Source organism: Chryseobacterium sp. PCH239 (genome assembly GCF_018924625.1).
Taxonomy (GTDB): domain Bacteria; phylum Bacteroidota; class Bacteroidia; order Flavobacteriales; family Weeksellaceae; genus Chryseobacterium; species Chryseobacterium cucumeris.
The window spans coordinates 1,154,443-1,178,921 of record NZ_CP073027.1 but is presented as its reverse complement, the minus strand read 5'-3'; the positions used below and the strand labels follow the sequence as shown (position 1 = coordinate 1,178,921).

23 protein-coding genes are annotated in these 24,479 nt (G+C 35.0%); 12 read left to right on the top strand and 11 right to left on the bottom strand.

Annotated elements, in window-relative coordinates; genetic code table 11:
- Nucleotides 1–107 precede the first annotated feature (107 nt).
- Nucleotides 108–905 (bottom strand): AraC family transcriptional regulator, encoded by a 798-nt coding sequence (locus tag KBP46_RS05485; RefSeq protein WP_216444837.1) that lies wholly within the window; start codon nt 903–905, stop codon nt 108–110.
- A gap of 114 nt (nt 906–1,019) precedes the next feature.
- Nucleotides 1,020–2,435 (bottom strand): aldehyde dehydrogenase family protein, encoded by a 1,416-nt coding sequence (locus tag KBP46_RS05480; RefSeq protein WP_216444836.1) that lies wholly within the window; start codon nt 2,433–2,435, stop codon nt 1,020–1,022.
- Nucleotides 2,436–2,933: 498 nt separating this feature from the next.
- On the opposite strand from KBP46_RS05480, the gene KBP46_RS05475 reads away from it, so the two are divergent.
- Complete coding sequence (locus KBP46_RS05475) at nt 2,934–3,569, top strand: DUF1062 domain-containing protein (RefSeq protein ID WP_216444835.1); 636 nt, start codon at nt 2,934–2,936, stop codon at nt 3,567–3,569.
- 79 nt (nt 3,570–3,648) lie between these two features.
- Here the strand turns inward: KBP46_RS05475 and KBP46_RS05470 are convergent, their stop codons facing one another.
- The 3 genes from KBP46_RS05470 to KBP46_RS05460 all read right to left on the bottom strand — a co-directional run bounded on the left by KBP46_RS05470 (nt 3,649) and on the right by KBP46_RS05460 (nt 5,352).
- Nucleotides 3,649–4,050, bottom strand: coding sequence for a DoxX family protein (locus tag KBP46_RS05470; protein WP_062670394.1), 402 nt, complete (start codon nt 4,048–4,050; stop codon nt 3,649–3,651).
- Between the two features lie 13 nt (nt 4,051–4,063).
- A complete protein-coding gene (locus KBP46_RS05465) occupies nt 4,064–4,684 on the bottom strand; it encodes a hypothetical protein (protein WP_216444834.1) in 621 nt (206 codons plus the stop codon).
- A gap of 65 nt (nt 4,685–4,749) precedes the next feature.
- Nucleotides 4,750–5,352 (bottom strand): Crp/Fnr family transcriptional regulator, encoded by a 603-nt coding sequence (locus KBP46_RS05460; RefSeq protein WP_367397892.1) that lies wholly within the window; start codon nt 5,350–5,352, stop codon nt 4,750–4,752.
- A 247-nt stretch (nt 5,353–5,599) separates the two neighbouring features.
- On the opposite strand from KBP46_RS05460, the gene KBP46_RS05455 reads away from it, so the two are divergent.
- Together KBP46_RS05455 and KBP46_RS05450 are read left to right on the top strand one after the other, a co-directional pair.
- Complete coding sequence (locus tag KBP46_RS05455; protein WP_216444833.1) at nt 5,600–6,349, top strand: hypothetical protein; 750 nt, start codon at nt 5,600–5,602, stop codon at nt 6,347–6,349.
- Nucleotides 6,350–6,354: 5 nt separating this feature from the next.
- Nucleotides 6,355–7,035: a hypothetical protein gene (locus KBP46_RS05450; protein ID WP_216444832.1), complete on the top strand. Its 681-nt coding sequence runs from the start codon at nt 6,355–6,357 to the stop codon at nt 7,033–7,035.
- A gap of 164 nt (nt 7,036–7,199) precedes the next feature.
- Here the strand turns inward: KBP46_RS05450 and KBP46_RS05445 are convergent, their stop codons facing one another.
- The 3 genes from KBP46_RS05445 to KBP46_RS05435 all read right to left on the bottom strand — a co-directional run bounded on the left by KBP46_RS05445 (nt 7,200) and on the right by KBP46_RS05435 (nt 10,084).
- Entirely contained in the window at nt 7,200–7,613 is a 414-nt protein-coding gene (locus KBP46_RS05445; protein ID WP_062670388.1) for a hypothetical protein, read from the bottom strand.
- Between the two features lie 196 nt (nt 7,614–7,809).
- Entirely contained in the window at nt 7,810–9,012 is a 1,203-nt protein-coding gene (locus KBP46_RS05440; protein WP_120230823.1) for an MFS transporter, read from the bottom strand.
- A gap of 115 nt (nt 9,013–9,127) precedes the next feature.
- Nucleotides 9,128–10,084 carry an AraC family transcriptional regulator gene (locus KBP46_RS05435; RefSeq protein WP_216444831.1) on the bottom strand — a complete coding sequence of 319 codons (957 nt, stop codon included), beginning with the start codon at nt 10,082–10,084 and terminating at the stop codon, nt 9,128–9,130.
- A 251-nt stretch (nt 10,085–10,335) separates the two neighbouring features.
- Between KBP46_RS05435 and KBP46_RS05430 the strand changes: the two genes are divergently transcribed.
- The gene (locus KBP46_RS05430) at nt 10,336–11,181 is read left to right on the top strand and encodes a hypothetical protein (protein ID WP_216444830.1); all 846 of its coding nucleotides are present in this window, start codon (nt 10,336–10,338) and stop codon (nt 11,179–11,181) included.
- A 131-nt stretch (nt 11,182–11,312) separates the two neighbouring features.
- On the opposite strand, the gene KBP46_RS05425 is transcribed toward KBP46_RS05430, so the two are convergent.
- The 3 genes from KBP46_RS05425 to KBP46_RS05415 all read right to left on the bottom strand — a co-directional run bounded on the left by KBP46_RS05425 (nt 11,313) and on the right by KBP46_RS05415 (nt 16,308).
- Complete coding sequence (locus tag KBP46_RS05425; RefSeq protein ID WP_062670379.1) at nt 11,313–11,924, bottom strand: response regulator transcription factor; 612 nt, start codon at nt 11,922–11,924, stop codon at nt 11,313–11,315.
- A complete protein-coding gene (locus tag KBP46_RS05420) occupies nt 11,917–14,919 on the bottom strand; it encodes an ATP-binding protein (RefSeq protein WP_216444829.1) in 3,003 nt (1,000 codons plus the stop codon). Before KBP46_RS05420 ends, KBP46_RS05425 begins: the two co-directional genes overlap by 8 nt.
- A gap of 741 nt (nt 14,920–15,660) precedes the next feature.
- Nucleotides 15,661–16,308, bottom strand: coding sequence for a DUF1349 domain-containing protein (locus KBP46_RS05415; protein ID WP_216444828.1), 648 nt, complete (start codon nt 16,306–16,308; stop codon nt 15,661–15,663).
- A gap of 89 nt (nt 16,309–16,397) precedes the next feature.
- Here KBP46_RS05415 and KBP46_RS05410 point away from each other — a divergent pair, with 89 nt between their 5' ends.
- The 8 genes from KBP46_RS05410 (at nt 16,398) to rsgA (ending at nt 24,275) form a co-directional block, all read left to right on the top strand.
- The gene (locus tag KBP46_RS05410) at nt 16,398–17,135 is read left to right on the top strand and encodes a LuxR C-terminal-related transcriptional regulator (protein ID WP_120230827.1); all 738 of its coding nucleotides are present in this window, start codon (nt 16,398–16,400) and stop codon (nt 17,133–17,135) included.
- A gap of 97 nt (nt 17,136–17,232) precedes the next feature.
- The gene (locus tag KBP46_RS05405) at nt 17,233–17,586 is read left to right on the top strand and encodes an AraC family transcriptional regulator (RefSeq protein WP_062670370.1); all 354 of its coding nucleotides are present in this window, start codon (nt 17,233–17,235) and stop codon (nt 17,584–17,586) included.
- A 428-nt stretch (nt 17,587–18,014) separates the two neighbouring features.
- Nucleotides 18,015–19,271 carry an aminotransferase class I/II-fold pyridoxal phosphate-dependent enzyme gene (locus tag KBP46_RS05400; protein WP_062670368.1) on the top strand — a complete coding sequence of 419 codons (1,257 nt, stop codon included), beginning with the start codon at nt 18,015–18,017 and terminating at the stop codon, nt 19,269–19,271.
- Nucleotides 19,272–19,276: 5 nt separating this feature from the next.
- Nucleotides 19,277–19,909 (top strand): TetR/AcrR family transcriptional regulator, encoded by a 633-nt coding sequence (locus tag KBP46_RS05395; protein WP_034698548.1) that lies wholly within the window; start codon nt 19,277–19,279, stop codon nt 19,907–19,909.
- Between the two features lie 98 nt (nt 19,910–20,007).
- The gene (dnaX, locus tag KBP46_RS05390; RefSeq protein WP_034698546.1) at nt 20,008–21,093 is read left to right on the top strand and encodes a DNA polymerase III subunit gamma/tau; all 1,086 of its coding nucleotides are present in this window, start codon (nt 20,008–20,010) and stop codon (nt 21,091–21,093) included.
- A 32-nt stretch (nt 21,094–21,125) separates the two neighbouring features.
- A complete protein-coding gene (locus tag KBP46_RS23540) occupies nt 21,126–21,707 on the top strand; it encodes a hypothetical protein (RefSeq protein WP_253297212.1) in 582 nt (193 codons plus the stop codon).
- Between the two features lie 400 nt (nt 21,708–22,107).
- The gene (locus tag KBP46_RS05380) at nt 22,108–23,187 is read left to right on the top strand and encodes a chorismate mutase (protein ID WP_047431451.1); all 1,080 of its coding nucleotides are present in this window, start codon (nt 22,108–22,110) and stop codon (nt 23,185–23,187) included.
- Nucleotides 23,188–23,348: 161 nt separating this feature from the next.
- Entirely contained in the window at nt 23,349–24,275 is a 927-nt protein-coding gene (gene rsgA, locus KBP46_RS05375) for a ribosome small subunit-dependent GTPase A (protein WP_216444827.1), read from the top strand.
- Nucleotides 24,276–24,479: the final 204 nt, after the last annotated feature.

Sequence of the window (24,479 nt, the reverse complement as noted above, 5' to 3'; positions counted from 1 at the left end):
CAGATCGTGCCATGATATTCATGGCACGATTTATTATGGTAATCCGGTGAAATGTTGTTGAAGTAAAGTTTTACTATTGTGTTTTATAATAAACATGTGTTTCTGAACTATTTTGCCTGTAAAGCACTTGGCGGATAACCAAACTGTTTTTTAAACGCAAACGAAAAATGGGATAGATTTTCAAACCCAAGATCCAGATAAATATCAGAAACTGATCTTCCTTTTTGGGTAAGCAGAAAATGGGCTTCCTTTAATCTCCGAAGCTGCAGCCACTGTCTTGGCGGAATTCCGAATATCTTTTGAAAATCCCTTTTAAATGCAGACAGACTTCTCCCTGTTAAATAAGCAAAACGCTCTACATTGACATTGAAATGAAAGTTTTTATTCATAAAAGATTCAATATCTATTTTATAGGGTTCGGAAAAATCAAACAAAATATCCTTAAGGCCGGGATCGTAATTCAACAGTAAGAGGAGAGCTTCTTTTTGTTTAAGCTTCAGTATTTCTTCAGAAGCAGGAAGATCTTCATACGGTAATAATGAGTACATAAAAGAATGTAATGCCTTTTGCTCCGGTTTAATATAGGCCTGGACATTGTCCTTTTTTTCTGCCTGATATCCATACTCACGGCTGAAGTCATGAAGCATGGCATCGTCAAAATAGATGGATATGGTTCTGATTTCACCGTTTTTGGGTGGATATTTTGCGAATTTCAATAAACTGTTTTTCCTTGCAGAATAGAGTTCTCCTTCTTTAAATATCGTTTTTGTGATGCCATCATTAAGTTCCATTTCCCCGGAGAGCACCAGGCCGAGGCTGTGAATTCGTGCAAATTGTTCTCCTTCCCTGAATTCTGAAAAATGACAGGAGTAATTGATGGGAAAAGGAATATTATTTTCGCTCATAGCTCAGAAAGTTGTTTCTTGATCAATTCTTATTCAAACTTACAAAACTTTTAAGGATCATAGAATCTCCACAGCAAAGTAATCCTGAGAATATTTGCTGTGAAGAAGATCATATTAAGCCAGAATCGTTTTGGGTTCCAGGTAAGCTTCCAGTCCGAATACACCAAACTCACGTCCGATACCGCTTTGTTTGAAACCTCCGAAAGGCGCATAAGGATCATGCGCAAACCCATTAATGCAGATTCTTCCGGCATCAATCTGTGCGGCTACACGTTCTGCATGTTCTTGGTTGGCAGAACTGATATAAGCTGCAAGACCATATGTAGTATCATTGGCAATAGCAATGGCTTCCTCTTCATTGGCATAAGGAATAATAGACAGTACAGGTCCGAAAATTTCCTCTTGCGCAATACGCATATCATTACGGACATTGGTAAAGATGGTCGCTTTCACGAAATTACCACTTTCAAGACCTTCCGGTTTGCCTTCACCACCTGCAAGCAGAACAGCACCTTCTTCCTGTCCCAGACGGATATAACTTTGTACTCTTTCAAATTGTTTTACACTCACCATAGGTCCTACAAGAGTGTCTTCTTCGTCAGGATTTCCTACTTTTACTTGTCCTGCGGCTTTTTTAGCAAGTTCATTTACCTCCTCCAGCCTGTTTTGAGGAACCAGCAATCGGGTAGGGGCGATGCAAGCCTGGCCATTGTTCATATAAGCCCCGAAAACGGCCATAGGAATTGCTTTTTCAAAATCGGCATCTTCCAGGATAATATTAGGAGACTTCCCTCCAAGTTCTAAGGTTACTCTTTTCATCGTATCTACAGCTCCTTTAGCAATCGCTTTTCCCGTTAATGTAGATCCTGTGAAAGATATTTTAGCGATATCAGGATGCTGGGTAATTTCATTTCCCACTACATTTCCTAATCCGTTGACGATATTGAAAACTCCTTCCGGAAGGCCGGCTTCGTGGAAACATTCAGTAAGCAGCTGGGTTTGTACTCCACTCATTTCACTGGGTTTGATCACAGCTGTACATCCGGCAGCAATGGCAGTAGCGAGTTTATTACAGATAAAGCTGTTGCTGGCATTCCATGGGGTAATAATTCCAACTACGCCTAAAGATTCAAAACGTACTTTAGAATGTCCCACCGTTCTTTCGAAATCATAAGATTCTAAAGTATTGATCGTAGCTGTAAAGGCAGAGATTGCATTTTGGACACTCATTCTGCTGAACTGTAAAGTTCCTCCATATTCATTCACCATAACAGCAACCAACTCATCTTCTCTTTTGCTTACAGCTTCATGCAGTTTTCTGAGAAAATGAATCCTTTCTTCCTTTGTTGTTTTTGAAAAAGTTGAAAAAGCTTTCTTTGCTGCTGCAATGGCCATTCTGGTATCTTCTTCATTTCCAAGAACCACTTCTCCGGTTTTTTGGTTGGTAACGGGATTGATAAGATCAAAAGTTTCTGTTCCTCTTGGCGTAACAAATTCGCCATTGATGTAAATTTTATTAATCTGATTCATTTTTGATGATTTTAATACCACAAAGTTCGGCAGAAACGGAAAAGACGGGTTTGTTGTAAAGTTCAATTTTTCTTTGTTGTATGGTCCATTTTAGAGATTGTCCATTTGGTTTTTTGAATTTACCTGTGAAAAATGCTCTGTTCTTCGATAAAATTGACTACTTTTATCATAACCAAGTAAATAAAACGTTTTGAGAACCACTCTTAAACTTATTTTAGCTTAGTATCAGTCTCAGTAACCACAGGCTGATCGTTCTTTCGTCTGGGTAATTCTGCCCGGACAGGTTTTTATTTCATCATATTATTTATCGTATTCACTGTTAAAGGTGACTTTATCTCTGCTATTCCGGCTTTGACCAATGCTATTGATCAAAACTTTACTACAGAGAAAAACTATAGCTTACCTGATCTTTGAATAATACTACGGAGGTATACCTTTCTGTATGCGTGAATAATATGGAAAAAATCCAACAAAGAATATTAAGCACGATTATAAGTAATGAATACCCAATATATCTGGGAGGTAAAAGCGAAAAATACTCCCTTACTCAAAAAGAAATGCAATCAATGTAACAGCGACAGATTTCAATGCAGCGATAAATTCAGACTGAATGCCCAGAAAAAGAATATTGATATATGGCTGATTTACCGGTGTGTAAAATGCAGCAATACCTATAATATGACCGTATTTTCAAGAATCAGAACAGAATCAATCAGTAAAGAAATATTCCGTAAATTCTCAGAAAACAATGTGGAAACTGCCTGGCAATACGCTTTCTCACAGGAAATGAGAAGAAAAAATAATGTGGAAGCCGACTGGGAAAGTGTGGAATATGAAATTCTGTACCCCAATCTTCCCGTAGAAGATCTTATGAATAGGGAAGATGAGTCCATTTCTTTTCAAATACAGTCTTCTTTTGATTTTAATATGAGAGTCTCAACAGTCATGCGAATCTGTTTAGGGCTTTCATCATCTAAGCTGAACCTCTTGCTTGCTTCAGGTAAGGTTTACTTTAATAAGAAGCCTCTTCAAAAGAAATATAAGTTCAAGAATGGAGATATAGTTGATATCAACAGGCAGGAGCTGATCAATATTTATCTTATCGGAAAAGAGGATTTTTTCTCAACACAGTAAATGATCAATCATTATAAAAGCCTTCCGGTTGTTGATCGGGAGACTTTTTATTGAGTTCACTTTATGTATTTCATTTGGATTAATCCCACGTATTTTGGGTTGAAACTGCGTATTTTCCGGCACCGGTAAAGAAAAAACTTAGACTTACGAGCATATAAATCACAAGCAGTTCCAACGCCCAGCCTCCAAAGTCATTAAGCTTGAAAATATTGGCTGTTTGCGCCAGTAGGGTAGCCGTGAAGCAATTGGCAGCAAAGATTAATCCCGCCAGACGGGCCCGGAATCCTAAGATCAACAGTACAGGAGCTATAATTTCTCCCACAAATACACCATAGGCAAAGAATGATGGTAAGCCGTACATGATCATCATGTCCTCAATAAACCCAATTCCGTGAATCAACTTACTGATTCCATAAACAGACATGGGAAATCCGATTGCTATTCTTATAATCAGCATTCCTAAATCAATGTTCTTTTTCATTTCTTATCATTATTTAAAAGTTATATTTTACAAATGCCCCGATATTTTCCAGGGTCTTTTTTCCGTTATTAAACTGATCAAAATTGGAAGCCAGTCCGTACATCATTTTATTCTGTTTTACTCCTAATCTGACAAACTGTAACCCTCTGGGGTATCCGCTGTCATCAAGATTCCCAATAGCGAGTACACTAAAGTATCCTTTGAAATTTTCTGTCAGATAAGGGGTGTATTCAAATGATACAGACTGTTCCAGAGAAAATCCTTTCTGATACGTAGTTCCTATAGAGTAGGAAAGTGAATAGGAGGACTGGATGATTTTATATTGCAGGTAAATACTGAAAAATGCGCCGGGATTTTTCATTCCCAATGCCGCATTGGCACTCAGTCTTTTGGTAAGATTATACGAGAGGGTATTTCTGATGAAGAATATGTTTTCTTTATCTTTGGTATATTCTGTATCAAATAGGGTAAGATTGTTCAGTTTCAACCGTTCATTCAGCTGATAATTGATATTGTGCATATAAGTATAGGAGCGATGTCCTAAAACAAGATCCGGGGTATAGGAAAGCTGCTGTGCATTCAGGCTCAGGGAAGCTGATACAAGAGCTGTTATAGCGATAATTTTTGCCTTCATATTTCACTCATTAAATTTCTGTGAGCAAAATTATTCAGGCCGGAACGGAATAAACTTAAGAAATCTTAAGAAACGTCAGACAGGTGTTTTTTTCTCAGATAGCTAAGGTATTCTACGGTGATTCCGAGGTAGGAAGCGATCATGTATTGAGGAAAACGCTGTTCGATATTACGGTAAGTAGTGACAAATGTTCTGTATTTGGTGTAGGCATCAACACGGGAATGTTCAAAGGTTCTTTCCTGTAAAATAACATAGGCAGACTGCATTTTCAGGCGCCAGAATTCTGAGACAGCCGGAACTTCTTTGTACAATAATTCCAGATTATTTTTACTGATCTGGATGATGGTGGTATCTTCATTAGCCTGAATAAACATTCTTGAAGGCAGTTCGCTAAGATAGCTGTAAAGATCATTTACCCACCAGTTTTCAATACCCAGCTGAGTGGTATTTTCTTTTCCTTTTTCATCAATGTGGTACGCATAGAGGCTTCCCTGTGCAATGAAACGCATATGTCTGGAAACCTGTCCTTCGCGAAGCAGATAATCTTTCTTTTTAAGTTGTATAATTTCTAATTTGGAACTAATACAGTCAATATCTTTATCTTCTAAAAAAACGATTTCTCGAAAGTGTTCTATGAGTTGCGAAAGTATTATATCTGTATCCATCATGAAGTGGTGTACTTAATAGTGTACGCTGGCAAATTTACGAAAATATTAAAAATTTGTAGTGATAATGCAGGGTGAATACCCGCCGAAAGGATAATAGGTTTTGAAAGATACAGTCTTCCAATGGAGTAAAGTTCGCAATAGAAAACTATTCATAAAAAATAAACAATAAAAGTAACCAACAATTAAGATATTTCGAATATTTCCAAATCCCTAACTAATTAATATATTTGTTGAAACTAAATAACTTGTGAATACATTAATACAAAAAATCGAACAAAATGAAATTTTCAAATTTATTAAAGAAAACTTTTCATTAATTATTTTTGTCCCTTCGTTATTAGGTGGATTAAGACAATTCATCATACTTTTATTTTATTCCCCAACCCTTATACAGTATTTTTCCTTTACTCAGATTGCAATAGATGGTTTAGAAACAATTTTTCAAGTAATATTTATGATTTGTACTGCAATCTTTTTTTATAAAATAGTATTAAAAAACATTAGAAACTTTCTCGCAAAAAAAATTCTAATGCTCTTTTTTTTATTATTATATTCTGGAATACTTTTTTATTTCAATGGTTTTCAAATAATAGAAACAACCTATAATTTATCCACTTTCACATCATATCTTCTGAAAAGCCTTTCTTTAGTATTACTTTCTTTAATTCTTGCAGATTCTTACGATACATCAATTAATACTCAAATTTATTCTTCAAATAAAATGAAAATAGCATTAAAGCTTATGACTGTTGTGACTATATTATATGCTGTTTTTTATATAATTATGATTAAACCATTCCAGTATAATGTGGAAAATGTTACTAGTTTGACAAAAAATGTTAGAGAAAAATTTTCAAAAAAAGCTGAACTAATTTATTATAACGATACATATTTAGTATTTATCAAAAACCCTGATGATGAACTTGATAATAGAAGGTTTTATATTCAAAAGTTTGAAACTCTATTTGAAGAAGGGAAAGCACTGGATAAAAAATAATTAACATGGCAAGTACCCAAAATCAACTTTTCGAAAACCGGATAATTAAATATTTATCAGAAAATTTATCCCTTATAATTATCATCCCTGCATTATTGGGAGGTATTAGACAATTCTTATTATTAAGTATATTATCTCCTTCATTGCTAATTTATTTTTCAACTAGCCAAGTTTTACTTGATGGAATTTCAATATTATTTCAGCTTTCTATAATGTTATTTACAGTTTTCTATTTTAATAAATTTGTTGATAAGTATAAATCCCATCCACTCAAAATTCTTTTTGGTATAGGTTCTTTATTAATAATATGCTATCTTTTTTTAAGAAATTATTATAATTTTTCCGCAATTTCTTATTCTGATATCTTTTTAAAAACGGTTTTTTTAATTTTAGCAACAATGTTCTGTATTTATATCATTAAATTAATGTCGGCCAGTGCATTGCCAATGGCATTTGGTTTACTTTTAACAATAGTTGTGGTCATATTTTTAACTTACTCTAAACCACTAAATGTATTTAACATTACCCATGACAATAAAATACAATCACTTAAAAAGCAGTTTCCAAATATCAAGCTAGAGTATGTAAATGATACATATTTAATTTATAATTTAAACTCTAAAGAAAATGATAAAAACAAAAAAATTTACTTTATTCAAAAACACGAAAATTTATTTGAAAATTAGCGATGTCATTTAAATCATAAACCAATAACATATGCCATTTTTTGTTTCTACACAAGCATATTTATTTTAAATGAAAAAGATGAGAGATTGTGTATGTTTATTCTAAAAAGAAGACCACAATTTATCATGTAAATTGTGGTCTTCCTCAACTAAGAACTATTTAACTACGATTCTGTTTTCAAATAACCATAATGTAAAACAGTTTCCTTTCCGAATAAGCTTGAGAAAATATTCTGAAACTCATGGATATATTTACACTTTATGGCGTTCCCGTATATTTTCAGCCCTTCCAGTATTTTTCTGGAACTTAGGTCTATATCATATTTTATAAAAGCTTCCGGTCTTTCATACCGTATACTCTGATCTGAACTGTCTGTTCGTGAAAAGCCGAGCTTTTCAAGCCATTCTTCCGTTATTTTAATCGGTTTAATGGATGCTGCCGGGACCGAAATACTTTGAATATCATTTTCAATTTTAACAAAATAAGCCTGTTCGACATTTTGAAAGATCTCAGCAATGGTATAAATCTGATTTTTATACTCAACCAAGTTCTTGATTTTTAGATCTGCTACGTTCATAATATTTTGATTTTAAATGGTGATATGGTCTTTAGTAAAATAGCAAATAGTATGCCCGACATTGCATTGTTAAATCTTGTTTTGAAGGATATTAGGTTAAATTTTTGATATAAAAAATTAATAATACGTTAAAATAGTACATTATACGTGAATTGTCCCATAATCATGAAATATTGGATGTGGTATCTATGTGGTATTAGTTTTTTATTCCCGCTTTTGGATTGGTATTAATAGTGGTAAGAAGAAGAGCGGTTATAACACTTATCATAAGAACTCCTATAAAAACATTCCAGGAATAAGCATGAAGCAGGTAGCCGGTACCACTTCCCAGAATACTTGAACCAAAATAATAAAAAAGCCAGTAAATAGAAGTAGCAGAAGATTTTCCTCGTTTGGCATACAGTGCGGTCATCTGGCTGGCCATAGTATGAGCAGCGAAGAATGATAGGGTGAAAAGCCCGAGTCCGAAAATAAGGATATAAATGTTTTCAGACAGCAATAAAGCAGCTCCGATAATCATAGTCAGAATGGATGCTTTAAGGATATTATTCATGGGAAACCTCCTTGAAAGACGGCCTACGATCATTGTTCCGAAGACGCCAAAAATATACATCAGAAAGATAAAAGCAATGATAAAGTGGCTTAATGAAAATGGTTTGGCCTCTAGTCTGAATGTCAGGTAATTATAAACACTCACGAAAACACCCATTAATAATGCTGCAGTACAATATAAACGGAGCATGTAAGGATTGGTAAGGAAAAATTTCATCTGTTTTACCTTAAGATGATAATCTGTTTTCTGAGAATTGAAAAATTTTGATTCCGGAAACAGTTTCCAGAATACGGCACCAAGAATAAAACTTTCTATACCGATCAGAAGAACAGCATTACGCCATCCGAATTCCCCTGCAAAAAGAGTCGCCATTATCCTTCCGCTCATTCCACCTATTGTATTTCCGCTAAGATACATACTGATGGCTGCAGGTACTGCCAGAGCATCCACTTCTTCTGTAAGGTAGGCAAGGGCAACTGCTGAGACGCCTGAAACAACAAATCCTTTCAATATTCCGATAGCAATGAGCAGACTTAAACTTGGAATCCAGGTAGAAATAATAGTCAGAATGGCAGATGAAATCAGCGAAAAAACCATAAGACTTTTTCTGGAATAGCTGTCTGCTTTAAAAGCAAAAAACAGTAATCCCAATGCCATACCTATTGTGGATGATGAAACCAGCAGGGAAGTATCACCTACAGACACTCCGAACTGCTCTGCAACCATAGGCAGCATCGGCTGGAAAAGATAAAGCTGTGCAAAAACCGAAAGTCCTGAAAAGAAAATACAAAGTTTTATATATCGGAAACGTGAGCTTCCCTGAAGTGCTTTTTCAGATGAATTCATGATTTTTTTGCATTAAAATGCAGTGGTTTGATGGAAAAATTAAGTGATGTAAATTTCCTGATTATTTTCCGAATTTAAAAATCATTATCTCAATGATATTGATTGGCGAAACAAATCAATGAAGCTGCAGACTGTTGATGTACTCTGAAGGAGTAATATTCTCCATCTGTTTGAAAACTCTGTTGAAGGTGGACTGATTAGAAAATCCTGCTTCTGTGTAAATATACATAAGGGTTACTTTTTCAATGTCATTTTCATGAAGTAATCTTTTTACACACTCAATTCTGTGCATATTCAGGTAATTATTGAAGTTGGGATATCCTTTTGTACGAATTGATTTTGAGATATAACTGCTGTTTATATCCATTTCTGTAGAAAGCTTTGAAATATTAAAATTAACATCTTTATACAGCTGTTTCTCTCTCATCACTGATTCAATTTTTTCAAACAGTTCATCCGCAAAAGGAGCTTTGTCTGCTGTAGGAACCGGCTGTATTGCTGTACTCTGGGCTTTCTCCTCAATTTCATGGTAAATTTCAACCCGTTTTATTTTATCCTTAAAATAGAGCAGGAGTGCAATGACTGCTACATTGGAAATCATAAGGATGGTATCGGTAATTCTCACATCTTCTGGTTGGTGTATCGGGAATTTAAAGCTGAAAGATTTAGAAATAAGGTATCCCGCTATAATATTCAGCAAAACATATATGCTGTAAATAAAAACATACTTTCTTTGAAAGAAAACATAGGCTGCCAGCGGAATCGGAATAAGCCAGACAAAACTCGCTATAGAATTGTTCCAGAAAGCCAGCATAATGTAAAAATTATAAAGTGTCGCAATAATAATGTAGGAATGCACCATGACATTCACCGAGTAGGATTTGCGTACAATCAGATATGTATAGACCATTAAAAAAAGTCCTCCGAAAAGATACCAGGCCATTATTTTATCGGGAATAATAAAAGTAAATATTAAACCAAATAGGGCAAGAATAACCGACATCAGAATATTATAATAATACACCAGCTGTCTTTTGTACTGTTCAATTTTTATGTCTTTTTCGGTGGTCATTTGTGGCAGAAGGTAATTTTAAATCATTCCAATATTTTCTCTTAACAGTCAGATTTCAGAAAATGACTGGTTTAACTTTCTGGTTATTAGAAATTTGTGTTTTATGAGCTGTTTCCTGTTTTTCATTGATTATTCATGGATTTGATTTGTCAGTCCGGATAACTTTGCACCAGCTAGCTCAACAAAGGCTGATTGATGATCTTTCAATTAACCCTAAACGATTTATTCAATTTTTAAACAAATATACTAAAATGAAAAAAATAAAATTACCTCTTGCCAGCATTATGATGTGTTTTTCAATAGTGGCATTTTCCCAGGTTGGGATCAATACAGATTCCCCTAAAGTAACTTTGCATGTAGAAGGAAAGCCCGATGTGGCTACTGCGGCTGACGGAGTGATGGCTCCCCGAATGACAGGAGATCAGTTAAGAGCTAAAGATAATGTTTATCTGGCAGCTCAGACTGGAGCTTTGGTGTATGTAACACAGGCTGTAACTGTTCCTTCTGTAAAAACAGCAAAAGTAGATAAAGCCGGCTATTATATGTTCAACGGAACTACCTGGAAATTTGCTTTTGGGGGACAAGATAATGATATTCCCATTGGAGATTTAATCTATTATCACGGAAGCATTCCTGCAGGTACTTCGGGAGCCAATACATTGGCCAGTACCTATCTTACTGATCTTCCGGTTTTGGGAGGTTTTCTAAGACTTGATGCCCAGTTTAACAGCAGTTCAGCAGGTACGGGAGCGGCTACCACTTTTAATCCGAGACTTTACAATGTAGGAACTTCAGATGTGAAAATCTGGGTTTCGGAAATGTCTACCCATACCGGTGATTCTGATAATGGAAATATTAAATTATCACCGGGAGCTTACAGACAATTTGATGATGGTGTTTATCTTACCCAGACCCATAATGAGACGGTAACATTTGATATTACAGTACAGGAACCGGAGCCAAGATGGTACAGAGTGTATTATGCATTCCGTGTAGATAATAAATCTACAACAGGAAGCAGCGATGCTACAACCACAGATTCCAATACTTCTGATAATACAAGGGAGTTATTTCTCTCTGTACAGAGACTGTACTAGTACACCGACAGATGATTCTAAAAATACAATGATAAAAAATAACGCATAAAAAATCAATGGGTTAGCTGTTAAAATCTCATGAGATTTGTGTTTTTTCTGGGGTTGGGATACTATGGATTTCCGGCCCCGTTTTAATGCATCATTTCATAGACTTTGATCAGTTCAGCAATATTTCCAACATTAAGCTTTTGAAAAATTCTTTTTTTATAAGTGCTTACTGTAGACATTTGAATATTGAGCCTGTTGGCGATTTCCAGATTGCCATTACCGTCCGCCAGAAGTTTGAAGATTTCGTATTCCCTGGATGATAACTTCTCTACGGGATTATTTCTTTTGTTTTGAATAATAAGACCAATCAGCTCTGCAGGGTAGAAATATCCCTTTTCAATGACCGTTTTCACCGCATTTTTAATTTCCTCTTCACTGCTTTGTTTATTCAGATAGCCTTCAGCTCCTTCCCTGATATATTGGATGGCTACATCTTTATCATATCCTGAGAATATTAGAATTTTAAGGTCATTCTGTATATCTTTAAGCTCCGGAACCATTTTTTTATATTGGGTTCCTGGCATATCAATGTCTAAAATAATTAGGTCATACCGCTGATCTTCAAGTTTCTTTTTCACCTGGTCATAATTTTCAGCAAAATCTATATTCAGACCCGGATAAGCAGTTTCAAGAACCAGACAGGTTCCTGCTCTTACTACATAATGATCATCAGCAATTAAAATTTTTTCATTCATAAAGATTAGTTTTTTTGAGCGTTACTTCCACAACAGTTCCCTTAGGATGGTTTTGCCTGAAATTCATTTCAGCATTGATCTTTTTTACCAGATGGATAACCATATGCAGACCCAATCCTTTTCCTTTAAAACTGGGGGTTTCCAGTTTTGGATTTCTGAACAGATTCATATAGATAGCAATCTGTTCCTCAGACATTCCTGTTCCTGTGTCACTAATTATTATTGTGGATTTTTGTAGATTTTCGGTAATCCTAAGGGTAATGTTTCCCTGAGAGGTATTCTTCACAGCATTATCAAGCAGGTTATGAATAATGGCTGTTAAAATACTTTCATTTACCCTGGAATAGATGACACCTTCAGTAAGATTGGTGATCGTAGTTCCTTTTTCTTTGGCAATTTCACAGAACAGTTTATTCTTGGTCTCCAGGATTCTGTTGATGGGATATTCCTTTTCTTCGAAAATATTTTCAGCCTTATAGAGCTCAGTGTATTCTTTCAAATTCAGGGTAAACTGATACAGCTGTTCGGAAGATTTATAAATACTGTCAAAGTATTTTTTCTGAAGTTCTACATCATCAGATTCATGTAATTTCTGAGAAAGCATAGCAATAAATCTGATGGGAGTGGTAATGTCATGACTGATAGTTTCCACCAGTTTCTTCTGATATTCTGTTTCTTTCTGCAGGTTGTTTTTTACGAGCTCCAGGTGAAGAGAGGTTTCCTTCAGTTCAGAGTTTTTATTATGAACAATCTGTTTTAAAGCTTTATTTTTTATCCTGAGAAAATTCGTGGTTAACTGAACGATAATGATGATGATAATAAGGATAATAATGGACGCAGACACTCTGAAAAGCAAGGTCTGATAAAAAAGAGGCTGAATTTTAAAATGTATTACCTTTTCTTCATATTTCCCGTCAGCAGAAATCAATACTCTTACCCTCAGGGTGTAATCTCCGGGAGAAAGGTTGCTGATGGTGTATTTTAATTCTTTTCCTGTGGCAATCTTTTCCCATTCGGTATTTTCTTTTCCTGATATTTTTGCTTCAATGTAAAGGTTTTCAGGATTGGAAAAATAAGGAATATCAATAAAGACATCCGCTGTTTTGTAATCATTTTTCAAATCAAGGATCTGATGAAAATACTGAGGCTCAGAATTTCCGATTTTTACCCGTTCAATATAAATGTTATTTCTTCCCGGATAATAAGTCTGAATACTTTCCGGATTGAAAAATACAAAGCCGTCCATTGAAGGAAATACAAAATCTCCGTTCGGAAGAGCGTAGGCGTTAGGCTCCGAGCTTCCATTAAATTCATTGGTCAGGAAACCGTCTTTTTTGGTGAAACGATAATAAAAAACAGGAGTTTTTTTGCCTTCCGCATACTGCAGTAATTGTTTTTTAGCGACCTTAAACATCCCGTTATTCGACGAAATCCAATAATATCCCTTCTGGTCTTCAAGAATATAATGAGCCGACTGGAGATAATTGTTCATATCGTTTGGCATCTTGATCAGCTTATGATTTCTGAATAGATAGAAGCCGTTTTTCTCTGTTGTAATCCATATCAGATTATCTTTTGTCCTGATAATACTTTTGACATGAATATTTTTGATCAAAGGAGTTATGCCATTGCTTCGTAGTGCTATAGAATAAAGGCCGTCGCTGTTTCCGGTCAGAATTTCATTCTCATTATATTGATGAAAAATATTGACAAAACTTTTAAAAGTATAGGTGTAATCCGGCTGGCTGAATATATCCTTTTTGTACAGATGGAGTTGGGTGCCTGAAAGATTTGTGAAGGTAGTGCCGTAAAGGCTTCCGCTTTTCATAAATGTTTCAAGTCCCTTTTTAACAAAAGTGGAATCCTTTTTTTTATATCCCGAATTTTTATAAAACCTGACGATATGGTTTCTCTTTTTGATCAGAATATTTCCGGAATTGTCATACATCATCAGATAATTGTCATTGTTTCCGAAAAGATGGCTGTTTACAATTCCGTTTCTTCCGAATTCTGTTCCGTCCTCAGCAATAATTGTACTTTGGCTGAAAGGAAGAGATGCGAAATATACATTGCTGGAAAAATCAGCTTCTTTTCTCGATACATAGAAATTGGAAAGCTGAAGAACATTCAGACCATTATTCAGCGTTCCCAGGTACAATTTGTTGAACGCTTTATCATAGAACATCGAGCAGTAGGAATGATTTCCGATTTCTTCAAAATTGACAAGAAATTTTAAACGGAGATCCTTTTCGTTACCTTCTAAAAGATAAATATTGTCGTGGTTGATAATAAAAGTCTGATTGGTAATCTGCTGCCAGTATATTTTCGTATCAGGGTGGTTAAAAAGTGTAGGTTGATCAGAAACAGAAAGCTGCCCCTTGTAGATGGAGTAGGTCTTTCTTTTTTTCAGATCATTGACGAAAAGGTGATTATTCAGTACAAAGATGTAATTTAGGTCTTTATTGGTAAAAGGGAAAGCAATTTTTATTTCCTTTTTTCCTTCCTTATAGATGATGGCATTCTTTTCTGTAAAATGATAAACAGAATTTCTAAGCTGAATAAAATACTGGACGTCATTATAGAAATCCGATGTAATGATATTATTGGCAATACGGTGCAGGATATCGGTACCATTGCAATAGGTCATTTTATCGCCCTTAGTAAGGCTTGCCAGTTTAGGAAACCTGTTTCTGATAATAATTTTATTTTCCTGAAAATTATTAAGAACGGTGATGCTGTCAAGGCACGGATCTCCTATAAATTCGCCAAAATGAAGATTATTTACCCTGAAATTATTAAAGGTAATAAAAGAACTCCCGTCATACCTTACCAGTCCGTTTTCAGTAGAAATCCAGATGAAGCCATATTTGTCTTTGACAATGGCCTTTGCACTGCTTTGGGGAAGCCCGTTATCTATGTTATACCACGTAGATGTATAGTGCTGCCCGAAAATGTTTAGATAGATACAAGCAAAAATTAATGCCCAAACTCTCATATATGTGCAAAACTGATCTATATCTGCTGCTAATGCAATAGACGGTTAATAATAGTATTTGTACAAGTCAAAGTTTTTTTAAAAGGCAGGAACGATTGAGAATAAATTTTTATCATTGAAGTTTTCTGGTCTTTTGTGTTTTATATTTTTTGATCGTGTAAAAATAGTGAAATTATGGCGATAAATTAGTATTGCATATTTTGTTTTCTATAAGTTTTATCATGTATTGCAGACAATAAGCCATTCAATTTTTTTTGACACATTGTTGTATTTCAATAATAAGTGATAAATTTATATCACATTCATTTTAAATTATCTTTTATAGACCTCTGTATTGTGCTGGATTTCTGAATTGTTTTAGAATTTTATAAATGAGAAATATTATCATGTCTGAATAATTTTATTAGTTTTTATATGAATGGTTAAAGTTTAATTTAATTTGTTTTGTAGTAAAACTTCGACAAAAAAAGATGGTTTATTCTACATGATAACTTTGTCAGGGCTTATGGATATTCATATTTTTGCAAAAATATTCTCACAACAATTAAGAAGCTTTATTGTCTAAATAATGATTCTAAGAACACAAACGGTTTTTATCTCAACAACAAAAGAGACTGTTTACTTTTAGTACGGTCTCTTTTTTATTTTTTAATATTCAGAATCCCTTTTTAAATCAAAAAACCTCCCGGAAATGGTGGGAGGTAAATAAAATTGACTGTATATTGAAGTGTAATTCAATCGTTATTGATGGGTTTCAAGCCACTTGAGTCTGCGCTGATCCGGCAGGTGTTTTACTCTGAAGTTTTCAAAAACAGCATTGAATCCTTCTCCGTCAGGACAGGCTGCCATTAATCCAACCATTACAGGAATGTTATCCTGAAAAGGCGCATTCCGCATCATGATATAATTTTTATCATCAAAAGAATACAATATCTCAACAGCATCCAGTCTTCTCACCGCTTTTATCCATATGGCAGGAGGTGTTTTTTCTAATGTAATGACACTCCAGTCACTTTTATTGTGGGTGACCACAGTGCTGAGATTGTACTTACCATCTACAAATTCTACTCCGGCTTTGATATAATGTTCATGATCTGTTCGCAGCATAAGCCCCATCTGGTCAAATCTTGCTTTATAACTGCCGGTTATTTTTACTTTTGCCTCAAATTCACCGCCATATGTGGTGTAGTAGAAAGGAGCGTCATCTACAGTAAATCCATAATGTGAAACCCTCCAGTAATCGCTCTGTGGTGTTACAAACATAGAAAGGCTGTTGTTTTTGATTTCCCATTTTTCAGGTTCATTAAACCAGGTCATTTTCTCAAGACTCTGGGCGGAAAACTTTTGAATCAGGGATAAGGCGCAAAAGCAGAAAATCAGTTTCTTCATTCTCTTTGGGATAAGTTCTAAGGGTAAATTATTATTTTAGCAAAAGTATTATTAAACTTCATTTGCGTCAATACTGATAAATAACCATTATGGAAATCCGTGAACAGCTTAGTGATCAATTACTGGATAGCGCCTTGAAAAAATGCCAGCTTGATCTAGAGATCTATAAACAGAGAGCGTTGGCATACTCTCAGATGGAAGGTGCAATATGTGTACTGAGCGATATGCAGGAGAATAAAAGTTTTATTTATAAATCTGCGGCAGCAGATGAACTTGGGCTAAAGATGGAGGAAAACCCTGCGGAAATAGACTCCATCTGGGAAGAAGATATGCTGAAAAAGATACACCCTGATGACCGCCTGAAAAAATACATCCATGAACTCCGTTTTTTCAAATTGCTGGAGACCATGGAAATAGAAGAACGTACGGCATATAGTGTGGTTTCAAAAATAAGGATGAAGGATAAAAATGAAGACTACAGATGGGTGAAACACCGTATGTTTTATATTTATTCACCCGATAACGGCAGACTTAGGCTCGCTCTTTGTCTTTATAATATTGCATTGACTTCATCCGGTGCTCCTGATTTTATGATTGTCAATGTAATCAAAGGGGAAGTGGTTGTAAAAGATAAGCTCGATTATAAAAATATTTTAAGCCCCAGAGAATTAGAAGTTTTAAAATGTGTAGGAGAGGGATATGCAAGCAAAGAAATTGCAGGCCTGCTTTCTATAAGCGTCAATACGGTAAACAGACACCGTCAGAATATCCTGGAAAAGCTGAAAGTAAAAAATTCTATACAAGCTTTTAAAGACAGTTTTTCTTAAATATCCAGCTTGAAATATCCGAAAAGCTTACCTTTTTACTTTGTATCTTAATGATTAAATTTATATCTTGAATACACATTAGCAAGAAACATATACGATGAAAAGAAGCGAAGAAATTACCAGGCAGTATTTTACTTTTTTAGACAAGCATATCCAGGACGTTATTTCCGGTGCTGCTTCTGAATTTATGGAGCTGAATGAGATCGCCAGAGAGCTTGCGGTTTCCCATAAGCACCTTACCGATACCGTTAAAAAAGAAACCGGACAGCACCCTTGTTTCTTTTATGATGAAAAAATTATTCTTCAGATCAAGCAAATGCTCGTGGGATCCGATCGATCTGTGGCAGAAATTGCCCGTATCTTTACTTATGATCCTTCCAATTTTTCAAAATTTTTCAAAAAAATGACCGGCTTTACTCCCGGAAATTTCAGAAATTCCCAAAAAGTTTAAATTGACTACTTTTTTTGTTTAATATTGCTATTGCAAGAGATTTGCGCTGTTTTTTATCTCAGGATAGGGATTTGAACGCTCGAATTGTTGTATTTTTAATGCTGTTTAGTGAATTAAAATGTTAAAATAATAGAAAAATAATCTTTTATAAATGAGCTGTTTGTAAAAAATAATTACATTTTTTTATTATTTATATATTAATATTTCTTTATTGTTTGATTTTTTTATTAAATTTAGGTAAGAAAAAACTAATTAATTCAAAAGCGAAAAACGTTAAAAAAGATAGATGTCTATTTAAATACTTTGGTTTCCAGATAATAAGATAAAAATATTGTGTCTTTAATAATATTTAATCTTAACAGAGGCGCTTAAGCCTTTTAAATAGTTATATATTTGTTTCTTTTAAACCACAACAAACAAGATTAAGGATGAGCATCAATTTCACAACAGCAACTATTAAAGACTTTGAGAATATACCAGATAATGATATGGCTCAAAGGGCTGAGATTTTTTATGAATATTTAGACTTTGTAAAGTCTAACGGACACATGAACTACAGACTGAAGAACACTTCAGGAACCAATGCAATACTAAATGTAAATATTGCAGACCAAAACAGAGAATTTGTTAGTTTTGTATCAAGTGATTATTTAGGATTTACACAACACCCGAAAGTAAAGCAGGCCGCTATCGAAGGAATAGAGAAATATGGAACGGGAACAGGAGCTACACCTCTTATCGGTGGCTACTTTGATTATCACAATGCTTTAGAAAAAAGAATTTCAAGTTTTTTTAAAAGAACAGAAGATGAAGCCGTAGTGTTTACTACCGGATATACTGCTAACAGCGCTAGTTTACAGTGCTTAATGCAGAAAGAAGATCTTGCTATTTTAGACATGGCAGTGCATGCCAGTGTACATGAAGGATGTGCTTTTACCAATAAAAAAACATTTCCGCACAATAATTTGGAATCTTTGGAACACATTTTGAAGGTATCTGAAAATCTGTACCGTACGAAACTCGTTATTGTGGACGGAGTATATTCCCAAGATGGTGATACCTCCCGAATTAATGAGATCTATGACCTTGTGAAAAAGTACAATGCCTTTCTAATGGTAGACGACGTGCATGGTGTCGGCATCCTTGGGGAAACCGGAAGAGGTACTTTGGAACAGGCTGGGTTATTGGATAAAGTAGACATCATTACAGGTACATTCAGCAAAACATTTGGAAATCTGGGAGGTTATGTCATTGCAGATAAAAAAATAGCTGCATTCATCAGATTCCATTCACGCCAGCAGATCTTCTCAGCTACAGCTCCACCATCATCCGCAGGAATTGTTAAAGCCATTGATTTAATTGACGAAGAACCTATCTGGAGAGAAAAACTCTGGGATAACATCAATTATTTCAAAAAAGGACTTGACGATTTAGGATTAGATACAGGAGTAACCTGCTCTGCGATCGTTCCCGTAAAAATTGGAGATCCTTATGTAACAGGAGATGTTGGAAAACTACTAATAGAAATGGGAATCTATACCAACCCGATTCTTTATCCGGCTGTACCAAGAAAGGACGCACGTATCAGGATGAGTGTTACGGCAAGACACGAAAAAGAACATCTCGACAAAACGCTTAATGCGTTTGATGATATTAATAAAAAATTGCATATTGCGAAAAAATAATAATTATGCCTAGAAAAGTAGTGCAGGGCCCCATTAGGGACAAAGAAAAAACAAAGCAGAAACTGCTTGCTGCAGTTGGTAAAATTTTAAGAGTAAAAGGATATTCCGGATTAAAAGTAAGCAAGATAGCTGCTGTTGCCGGATTTGATAAAAAATTGATCTATGAGTATTTTGGAAGTACTGATAAGCTGATCGATGAATATATCAAATCTCAGGATTACTGGAGCCAGGTCAACCAGGATGTTGATATGGATTTCTCAGACGGTGGTCACGAACTTACTAAAATGGTTGTATTGAACCAGTTCGAAAACCTGAAGAAAAATAAAGAACTTCAGAAGATCATCCTTTGGGAACTTTCAGAAAGTAAACCTATCCTTAAGAAATTGGTTGAACAACGTGAAGAAGTTGGAGAAGTTTTATTTGGAAACATCTCAGATCCTTACTTTGGTGAAGGAGTAGCAACAAGACACAGAGCAATTATGGCTTTGATTGTTTCCGGAGCTTACTATCTCAACCTCTATACAGGGTACAACGCCAATAAGTTTTGTGGTATCGATCTGAAAACTGAAGAAGGAAGAAAAGAGGTTGAAGCCGCTATTGTTGAGTTGATCGACTTTGCATACAGCAAAAAGAAGTAGAAATTGAAAGTTTTCCGATTTAAGCAGAAATACGTTTTTGTTAATAATTTGAAAACTTTTAATTTTCAAATTAAAACTATATTTCTTACTTTTGGCCAATGGAAAATTTTATAGTATCTGCAAGAAAATATCGTCCTCAGGAGTTTGATACGGTTGTAGGGCAATCCCATATTACGGATACTTTAGAACATGCAATTGAAGAAAGTCAATTAGCTCAGGCATTACTTTTTTGCGGTCCTCGTGGTGTGGGTAAAACTACCTGTGCCAGAATTCTTGCAAGAAAAATCAATGAGAAAGATGGCTCGGTTTCAGAAGATGGCTTTGCTTACAATATCTATGAATTGGATGCTGCATCCAATAACTCTGTAGATGATATCAGAGAACTTATAGATCAGGTACGTTTTGCACCTCAGGTTGGTAAATACAAAGTATATATCATTGACGAGGTTCATATGCTGTCTTCTGCCGCTTTCAATGCTTTCCTTAAAACGCTGGAAGAGCCGCCTGCTCATGCTATTTTTATTTTGGCTACAACGGAGAAACATAAAATTATTCCAACAATTTTATCCCGTTGTCAGATTTATGACTTCAAGAGAATTACCATTGAAGACATTCAGAATCATCTGAAAAATATTGCCCAAAAAGAAAATATCCAGTATGAAGATGACGCTCTGTACCTGATTGCTCAGAAAGCGGATGGTGCATTAAGAGATGCACTTTCTATCTTCGACAGACTTTCTACCTTCTCCCAGAAAAATATTACCCTGGCAAAAGCCGCCGAAGTACTTAACATTCTGGATTATGATCAATATCTGAATATTGTGGATCTCGCCAAGGAAAACAAAATTCCTGAAGTGCTTTTTGCATTCAATGAGATTGTAAAGAAAGGTTTTGATCCCCATATTTTCATTGCCGGATTAGGAAACCATTTCAGAGATCTGATGATGGCACAGAATGCTTCCACCATGGAACTCATTGAAGTAGGAGAGAAAACCAAGGCTAAATTTGTAGAACAAGGACAGAAATGGGCCGCCCAGCAGCTTATTGATGGTATTGAGATCTGTAACCATGCAGATATTAATTATAAGAATTCCAAAAACCCAAGACTTACGGTTGAAATTGCTTTAATGCAGCTGGCTTCACTGACAGCTAATTTAGGTGATACTAAAAAAAAAAGTTCCTGATACTGGCTCCGTTTCTCAGTGAGAAGCAGGAAGTGAAGATGCCGGAAAATGCCCAGAAGAAAAAAGAAGTTAAAGCAGAACAGCTACCTGCAGCTTCTCAGGCAGTTCAGGAAGTTTCAGTAACAAAAACCACCAGACCATTATCAAGACCTGGAATCTCTTCCGGTTTCAGCATCAATTCCTTTTTGAATAAAGAAGATAAAGTCGAAACAACAGAAGATGTTGTGATAAAATCTGATAATCTTCCTCAGAACCATTTTACAGATACAGATCTGCAGATGGAATGGAAAATTATGCTTAAACAGCTTCAGGTAAAAAATAATTTTGTATTTAATGCTGTCAAGACCTTCAAACTGGTAAAAGCCGATGAGCATAAAATCAAAGTTTTGTTCCCTTCAGATTCTGCAAAAGTAGAATTTGATAAAATAAGTGGAGAATTTTTTAACCATTTTAAAAGAAAAATTCAGAATCATATTATTGAGGTAGAATACGTCAGAGACGTTGAAAATCTGAAGATTGAAGTGGTGACGAAAAGAAAAATGTTTGAAAAATTTATAGAAAAAAATCCACTTTTGAAAGATCTTGATGATTTAATGAAGTTTGATTTGACATAATTTTTATATATTTGTCAAATATTTCTGTCGAAAATAATTTTTTGACAAAAGCAAATTACAACCAGAAACGCTAAATAAAGATATTTCCAGAATAAAATGGAAAATTTGACTAACACATATCAGTCTTTTTTTGCTCCCGCTAATTACTTTTTTAGTGGTTATTTTAGTTTTTCTGCTTCTTATTATAGAAATTTCAGAACGTATTACCGATTTTATTGGTACTGTTAACTGAATTTCTTTCCAAAAAATACAGGAGAAGTAGAGCCCTATTATTTTCCTGATTCCTTTAAACAATTTTGAACGGCATTTTTTGAAAAGAATTATAAATTAAATTTTATAATCCAAAGGGCTATTGCTGTTAACGAAAAAATTATATAAAAAAACAATAAAATTTAGAAGAATGAATTTAAATGATTTAAAAAATGAATGGATCGATGGGCTTACACAGCCTCTAATGATTGCAGGACCATGTAGCGCAGAAAGTGAAGCTCAAATGCTTGAAACGGCAAGGAGAATTAAAGAATCTAATGCCAATGTGTCAGTTTTCCGTGCAGGAATCTGGAAACCCCGTACCAAACCAAACGGTTTTGAAGGAGTAGGAGTGATCGGTTTGAACTGGCTGAAAAAAGTAAAAGAAGAGTATGGTTTTAAAACAGCGACTGAAGTAGCCAACGCACACCACGTTTTCGCAGCCCTTGAAGCAGATGTAGATGTTCTTTGGATTGGAGCACGTTCTACAGTGAACCCGTTTACGGTACAGGAAATTGCGATGGCTCTACGAGGAACAGATAAACCTGTATTCGTGAAAAACCCTGTTAATCCGGATCTTGCATTATGGATTGGAGCTTTGGAAAGACTTTTAGGACAGGACATTAAAAACCTTGGAGTTATTCACAGAGGGTTTTCAACATACCAGAAAACTAAATACAGAAACAACCCGAACTGGCAGATTGCCCTTGATTTCAAGAGCCAGTTTCCAAATATTCCAATGTTAATTGACCCTTCTCACATCTGCGGAAACAGAACTGGTCTTGCTGATATTACTCAGGAAGCACTTAACGTAGGATACCAAGGAGCGATCATTGAATCACACTGCAATCCTGATGAGGCGTGGAGTGATGCTTCTCAGCAGATTACTCCGGAAGTTCTTGCAGACCTTATCGGAAATCTGAAAGTGAGAAGTTCTAATCTTGCTGGTTTTGAAGGAGAGATGGGAAGACACAGAACTTTGATCTCTGATCTTGACTTCCAGTTAATTGAACTTCTTTCTCAAAGAATGAAAATTTCTGAAAAGATCGGTAAACTTAAAAAGGAAAATGACATTGCAATCTTCCAGCCTGAACGTTGGAAAGTCATTACAGAATACGCTACTCAAAAAGCAAAAGAAACTGGAATGTCTCAGGAGTTTATTGAAAAAGTATTCAAAGCGATTCACGAAGAGTCTATTGAAGTTCAGAATAATATTATGATTGAAAGATAAATTAAGGATAATAGGAAGAGAAGTATAATTTTTACTATATATTCAGTAAAAAAATAAATCAGGGCTTAGTCATCAGTATTTAGGGCAATTGAAACATGTGTTTTTAAACCTATTTCCTGAATACTAAGCCCTAATTGCGTATATTTGTACCAGTATTATCTATGAAAGGAAAAATCATTAAATCTACAGGCAGTTGGTACCAGGTTTTGGAATTGGAAACAAATAAAATTTTCGAGGCCAGAATCCGGGGGAAATTCAAATTAATAAAAACCAGACTTACCAATCCACTTGCTGTAGGAGATTTTGTTGAGTTTCAGCTGGAACAGGATGATATAGCCTGGATCACAAAAATTGAACCTCGCTCCAATTATCTGATCAGAAAATCGGTAAATCTTTCAAAAGAAGCCCATATTATAGCTTCCAATATTGATTTGGCATGCTTTATCTTTACCCTGAAACATCCTGAAACTTCTTTAGGATTTCTGGACAGGTTTCTGGCATGCTGTGAAGCCTATAACATCACCCCGTTGATTCTTTTTAATAAAATCGATGTTTTACACGAAGAAGAAATTGAAATTGTAAAAGATATTGAATTCCTATATCAGGAGATTGGATATGATACCCTGGAAATTTCTTCCTATTCTAAATTGAATCTGGACCAGCTTCAGGAGATTCTTAAAGATAAAACTTCCGTATTCTTTGGCCACTCAGGTTGTGGAAAATCTACCTTAGTGAATGCTTTACAGCCGGGATTGAATTTAAAAACTTCTGAAATTTCAGATACCCACCTGAAAGGTAAGCACACCACAACTTTCGCCCAGATGCATTTCTGGGATTTTGGAGGAAACGTTATCGATACTCCCGGAGTTCGTGAATTTGCAATGATTGATATTGAAAAAGAAGAAGTACAGCATTACTTTCCTGAAATTTTCAAAAAGAGAGAAGAATGTAAATTTCACAACTGCCTTCACATCAATGAACCTAAATGTGCTGTTATCGATGCTCTTGAAAAAGGAGAAATTCAGCATTCGCGCTATGCTACTTACATTAAATTGATGGACGAGGCAGAAGAAGCTTCTCAGAAATAATCAATACAATCTTTATTTAACAGAACAAATTTTGTTACAAATTAATATAGAGGCTATCATTAGAGGGGCTCTTTTTCTGCTTTAAACTATTTTGTCGAAATGACACCTTGTTAAGGTTTGAAACCTTGACAAGGGGAACACTTGCTTATGCTGTTAAAGAAGAATATTTACTGATATTATTTTTTTTAAGATTAGTTTAATGTA

What these genes read in the sequence shown, in the direction of transcription:
- KBP46_RS05445 (WP_062670388.1), bottom strand. Translation starts at nt 7,613, where the DNA reads ATGAACGTAGCAGATCTAAAAATCAAGAACTTGGTTGAGTATAAAAAT.
- KBP46_RS05460 (WP_367397892.1), bottom strand. Translation starts at nt 5,352, where the DNA reads ATGATGGATACAGATATAATACTTTCGCAACTCATAGAACACTTTCGA.
- KBP46_RS05440 (WP_120230823.1), bottom strand. Translation starts at nt 9,012, where the DNA reads ATGAATTCATCTGAAAAAGCACTTCAGGGAAGCTCACGTTTCCGATAT.
- KBP46_RS05380 (WP_047431451.1), top strand. Translation starts at nt 22,108, where the DNA reads ATGAATTTAAATGATTTAAAAAATGAATGGATCGATGGGCTTACACAG.
- KBP46_RS05400 (WP_062670368.1), top strand. Translation starts at nt 18,015, where the DNA reads ATGAGCATCAATTTCACAACAGCAACTATTAAAGACTTTGAGAATATA.
- KBP46_RS05430 (WP_216444830.1), top strand. Translation starts at nt 10,336, where the DNA reads ATGAAAAAAATAAAATTACCTCTTGCCAGCATTATGATGTGTTTTTCA.
- KBP46_RS05425 (WP_062670379.1), bottom strand. Translation starts at nt 11,924, where the DNA reads ATGAATGAAAAAATTTTAATTGCTGATGATCATTATGTAGTAAGAGCA.
- KBP46_RS05475 (WP_216444835.1), top strand. Translation starts at nt 2,934, where the DNA reads ATGAATACCCAATATATCTGGGAGGTAAAAGCGAAAAATACTCCCTTA.
- KBP46_RS05410 (WP_120230827.1), top strand. Translation starts at nt 16,398, where the DNA reads ATGGAAATCCGTGAACAGCTTAGTGATCAATTACTGGATAGCGCCTTG.
- KBP46_RS05465 (WP_216444834.1), bottom strand. Translation starts at nt 4,684, where the DNA reads ATGAAGGCAAAAATTATCGCTATAACAGCTCTTGTATCAGCTTCCCTG.
- KBP46_RS05470 (WP_062670394.1), bottom strand. Translation starts at nt 4,050, where the DNA reads ATGAAAAAGAACATTGATTTAGGAATGCTGATTATAAGAATAGCAATC.
- KBP46_RS05405 (WP_062670370.1), top strand. Translation starts at nt 17,233, where the DNA reads ATGAAAAGAAGCGAAGAAATTACCAGGCAGTATTTTACTTTTTTAGAC.
- rsgA (WP_216444827.1), top strand. Translation starts at nt 23,349, where the DNA reads ATGAAAGGAAAAATCATTAAATCTACAGGCAGTTGGTACCAGGTTTTG.
- KBP46_RS05450 (WP_216444832.1), top strand. Translation starts at nt 6,355, where the DNA reads ATGGCAAGTACCCAAAATCAACTTTTCGAAAACCGGATAATTAAATAT.
- KBP46_RS05480 (WP_216444836.1), bottom strand. Translation starts at nt 2,435, where the DNA reads ATGAATCAGATTAATAAAATTTACATCAATGGCGAATTTGTTACGCCA.
- KBP46_RS05420 (WP_216444829.1), bottom strand. Translation starts at nt 14,919, where the DNA reads ATGAGAGTTTGGGCATTAATTTTTGCTTGTATCTATCTAAACATTTTC.
- KBP46_RS05435 (WP_216444831.1), bottom strand. Translation starts at nt 10,084, where the DNA reads ATGACCACCGAAAAAGACATAAAAATTGAACAGTACAAAAGACAGCTG.
- KBP46_RS05395 (WP_034698548.1), top strand. Translation starts at nt 19,277, where the DNA reads ATGCCTAGAAAAGTAGTGCAGGGCCCCATTAGGGACAAAGAAAAAACA.
- KBP46_RS05415 (WP_216444828.1), bottom strand. Translation starts at nt 16,308, where the DNA reads ATGAAGAAACTGATTTTCTGCTTTTGCGCCTTATCCCTGATTCAAAAG.
- dnaX (WP_034698546.1), top strand. Translation starts at nt 20,008, where the DNA reads ATGGAAAATTTTATAGTATCTGCAAGAAAATATCGTCCTCAGGAGTTT.
- KBP46_RS05485 (WP_216444837.1), bottom strand. Translation starts at nt 905, where the DNA reads ATGAGCGAAAATAATATTCCTTTTCCCATCAATTACTCCTGTCATTTT.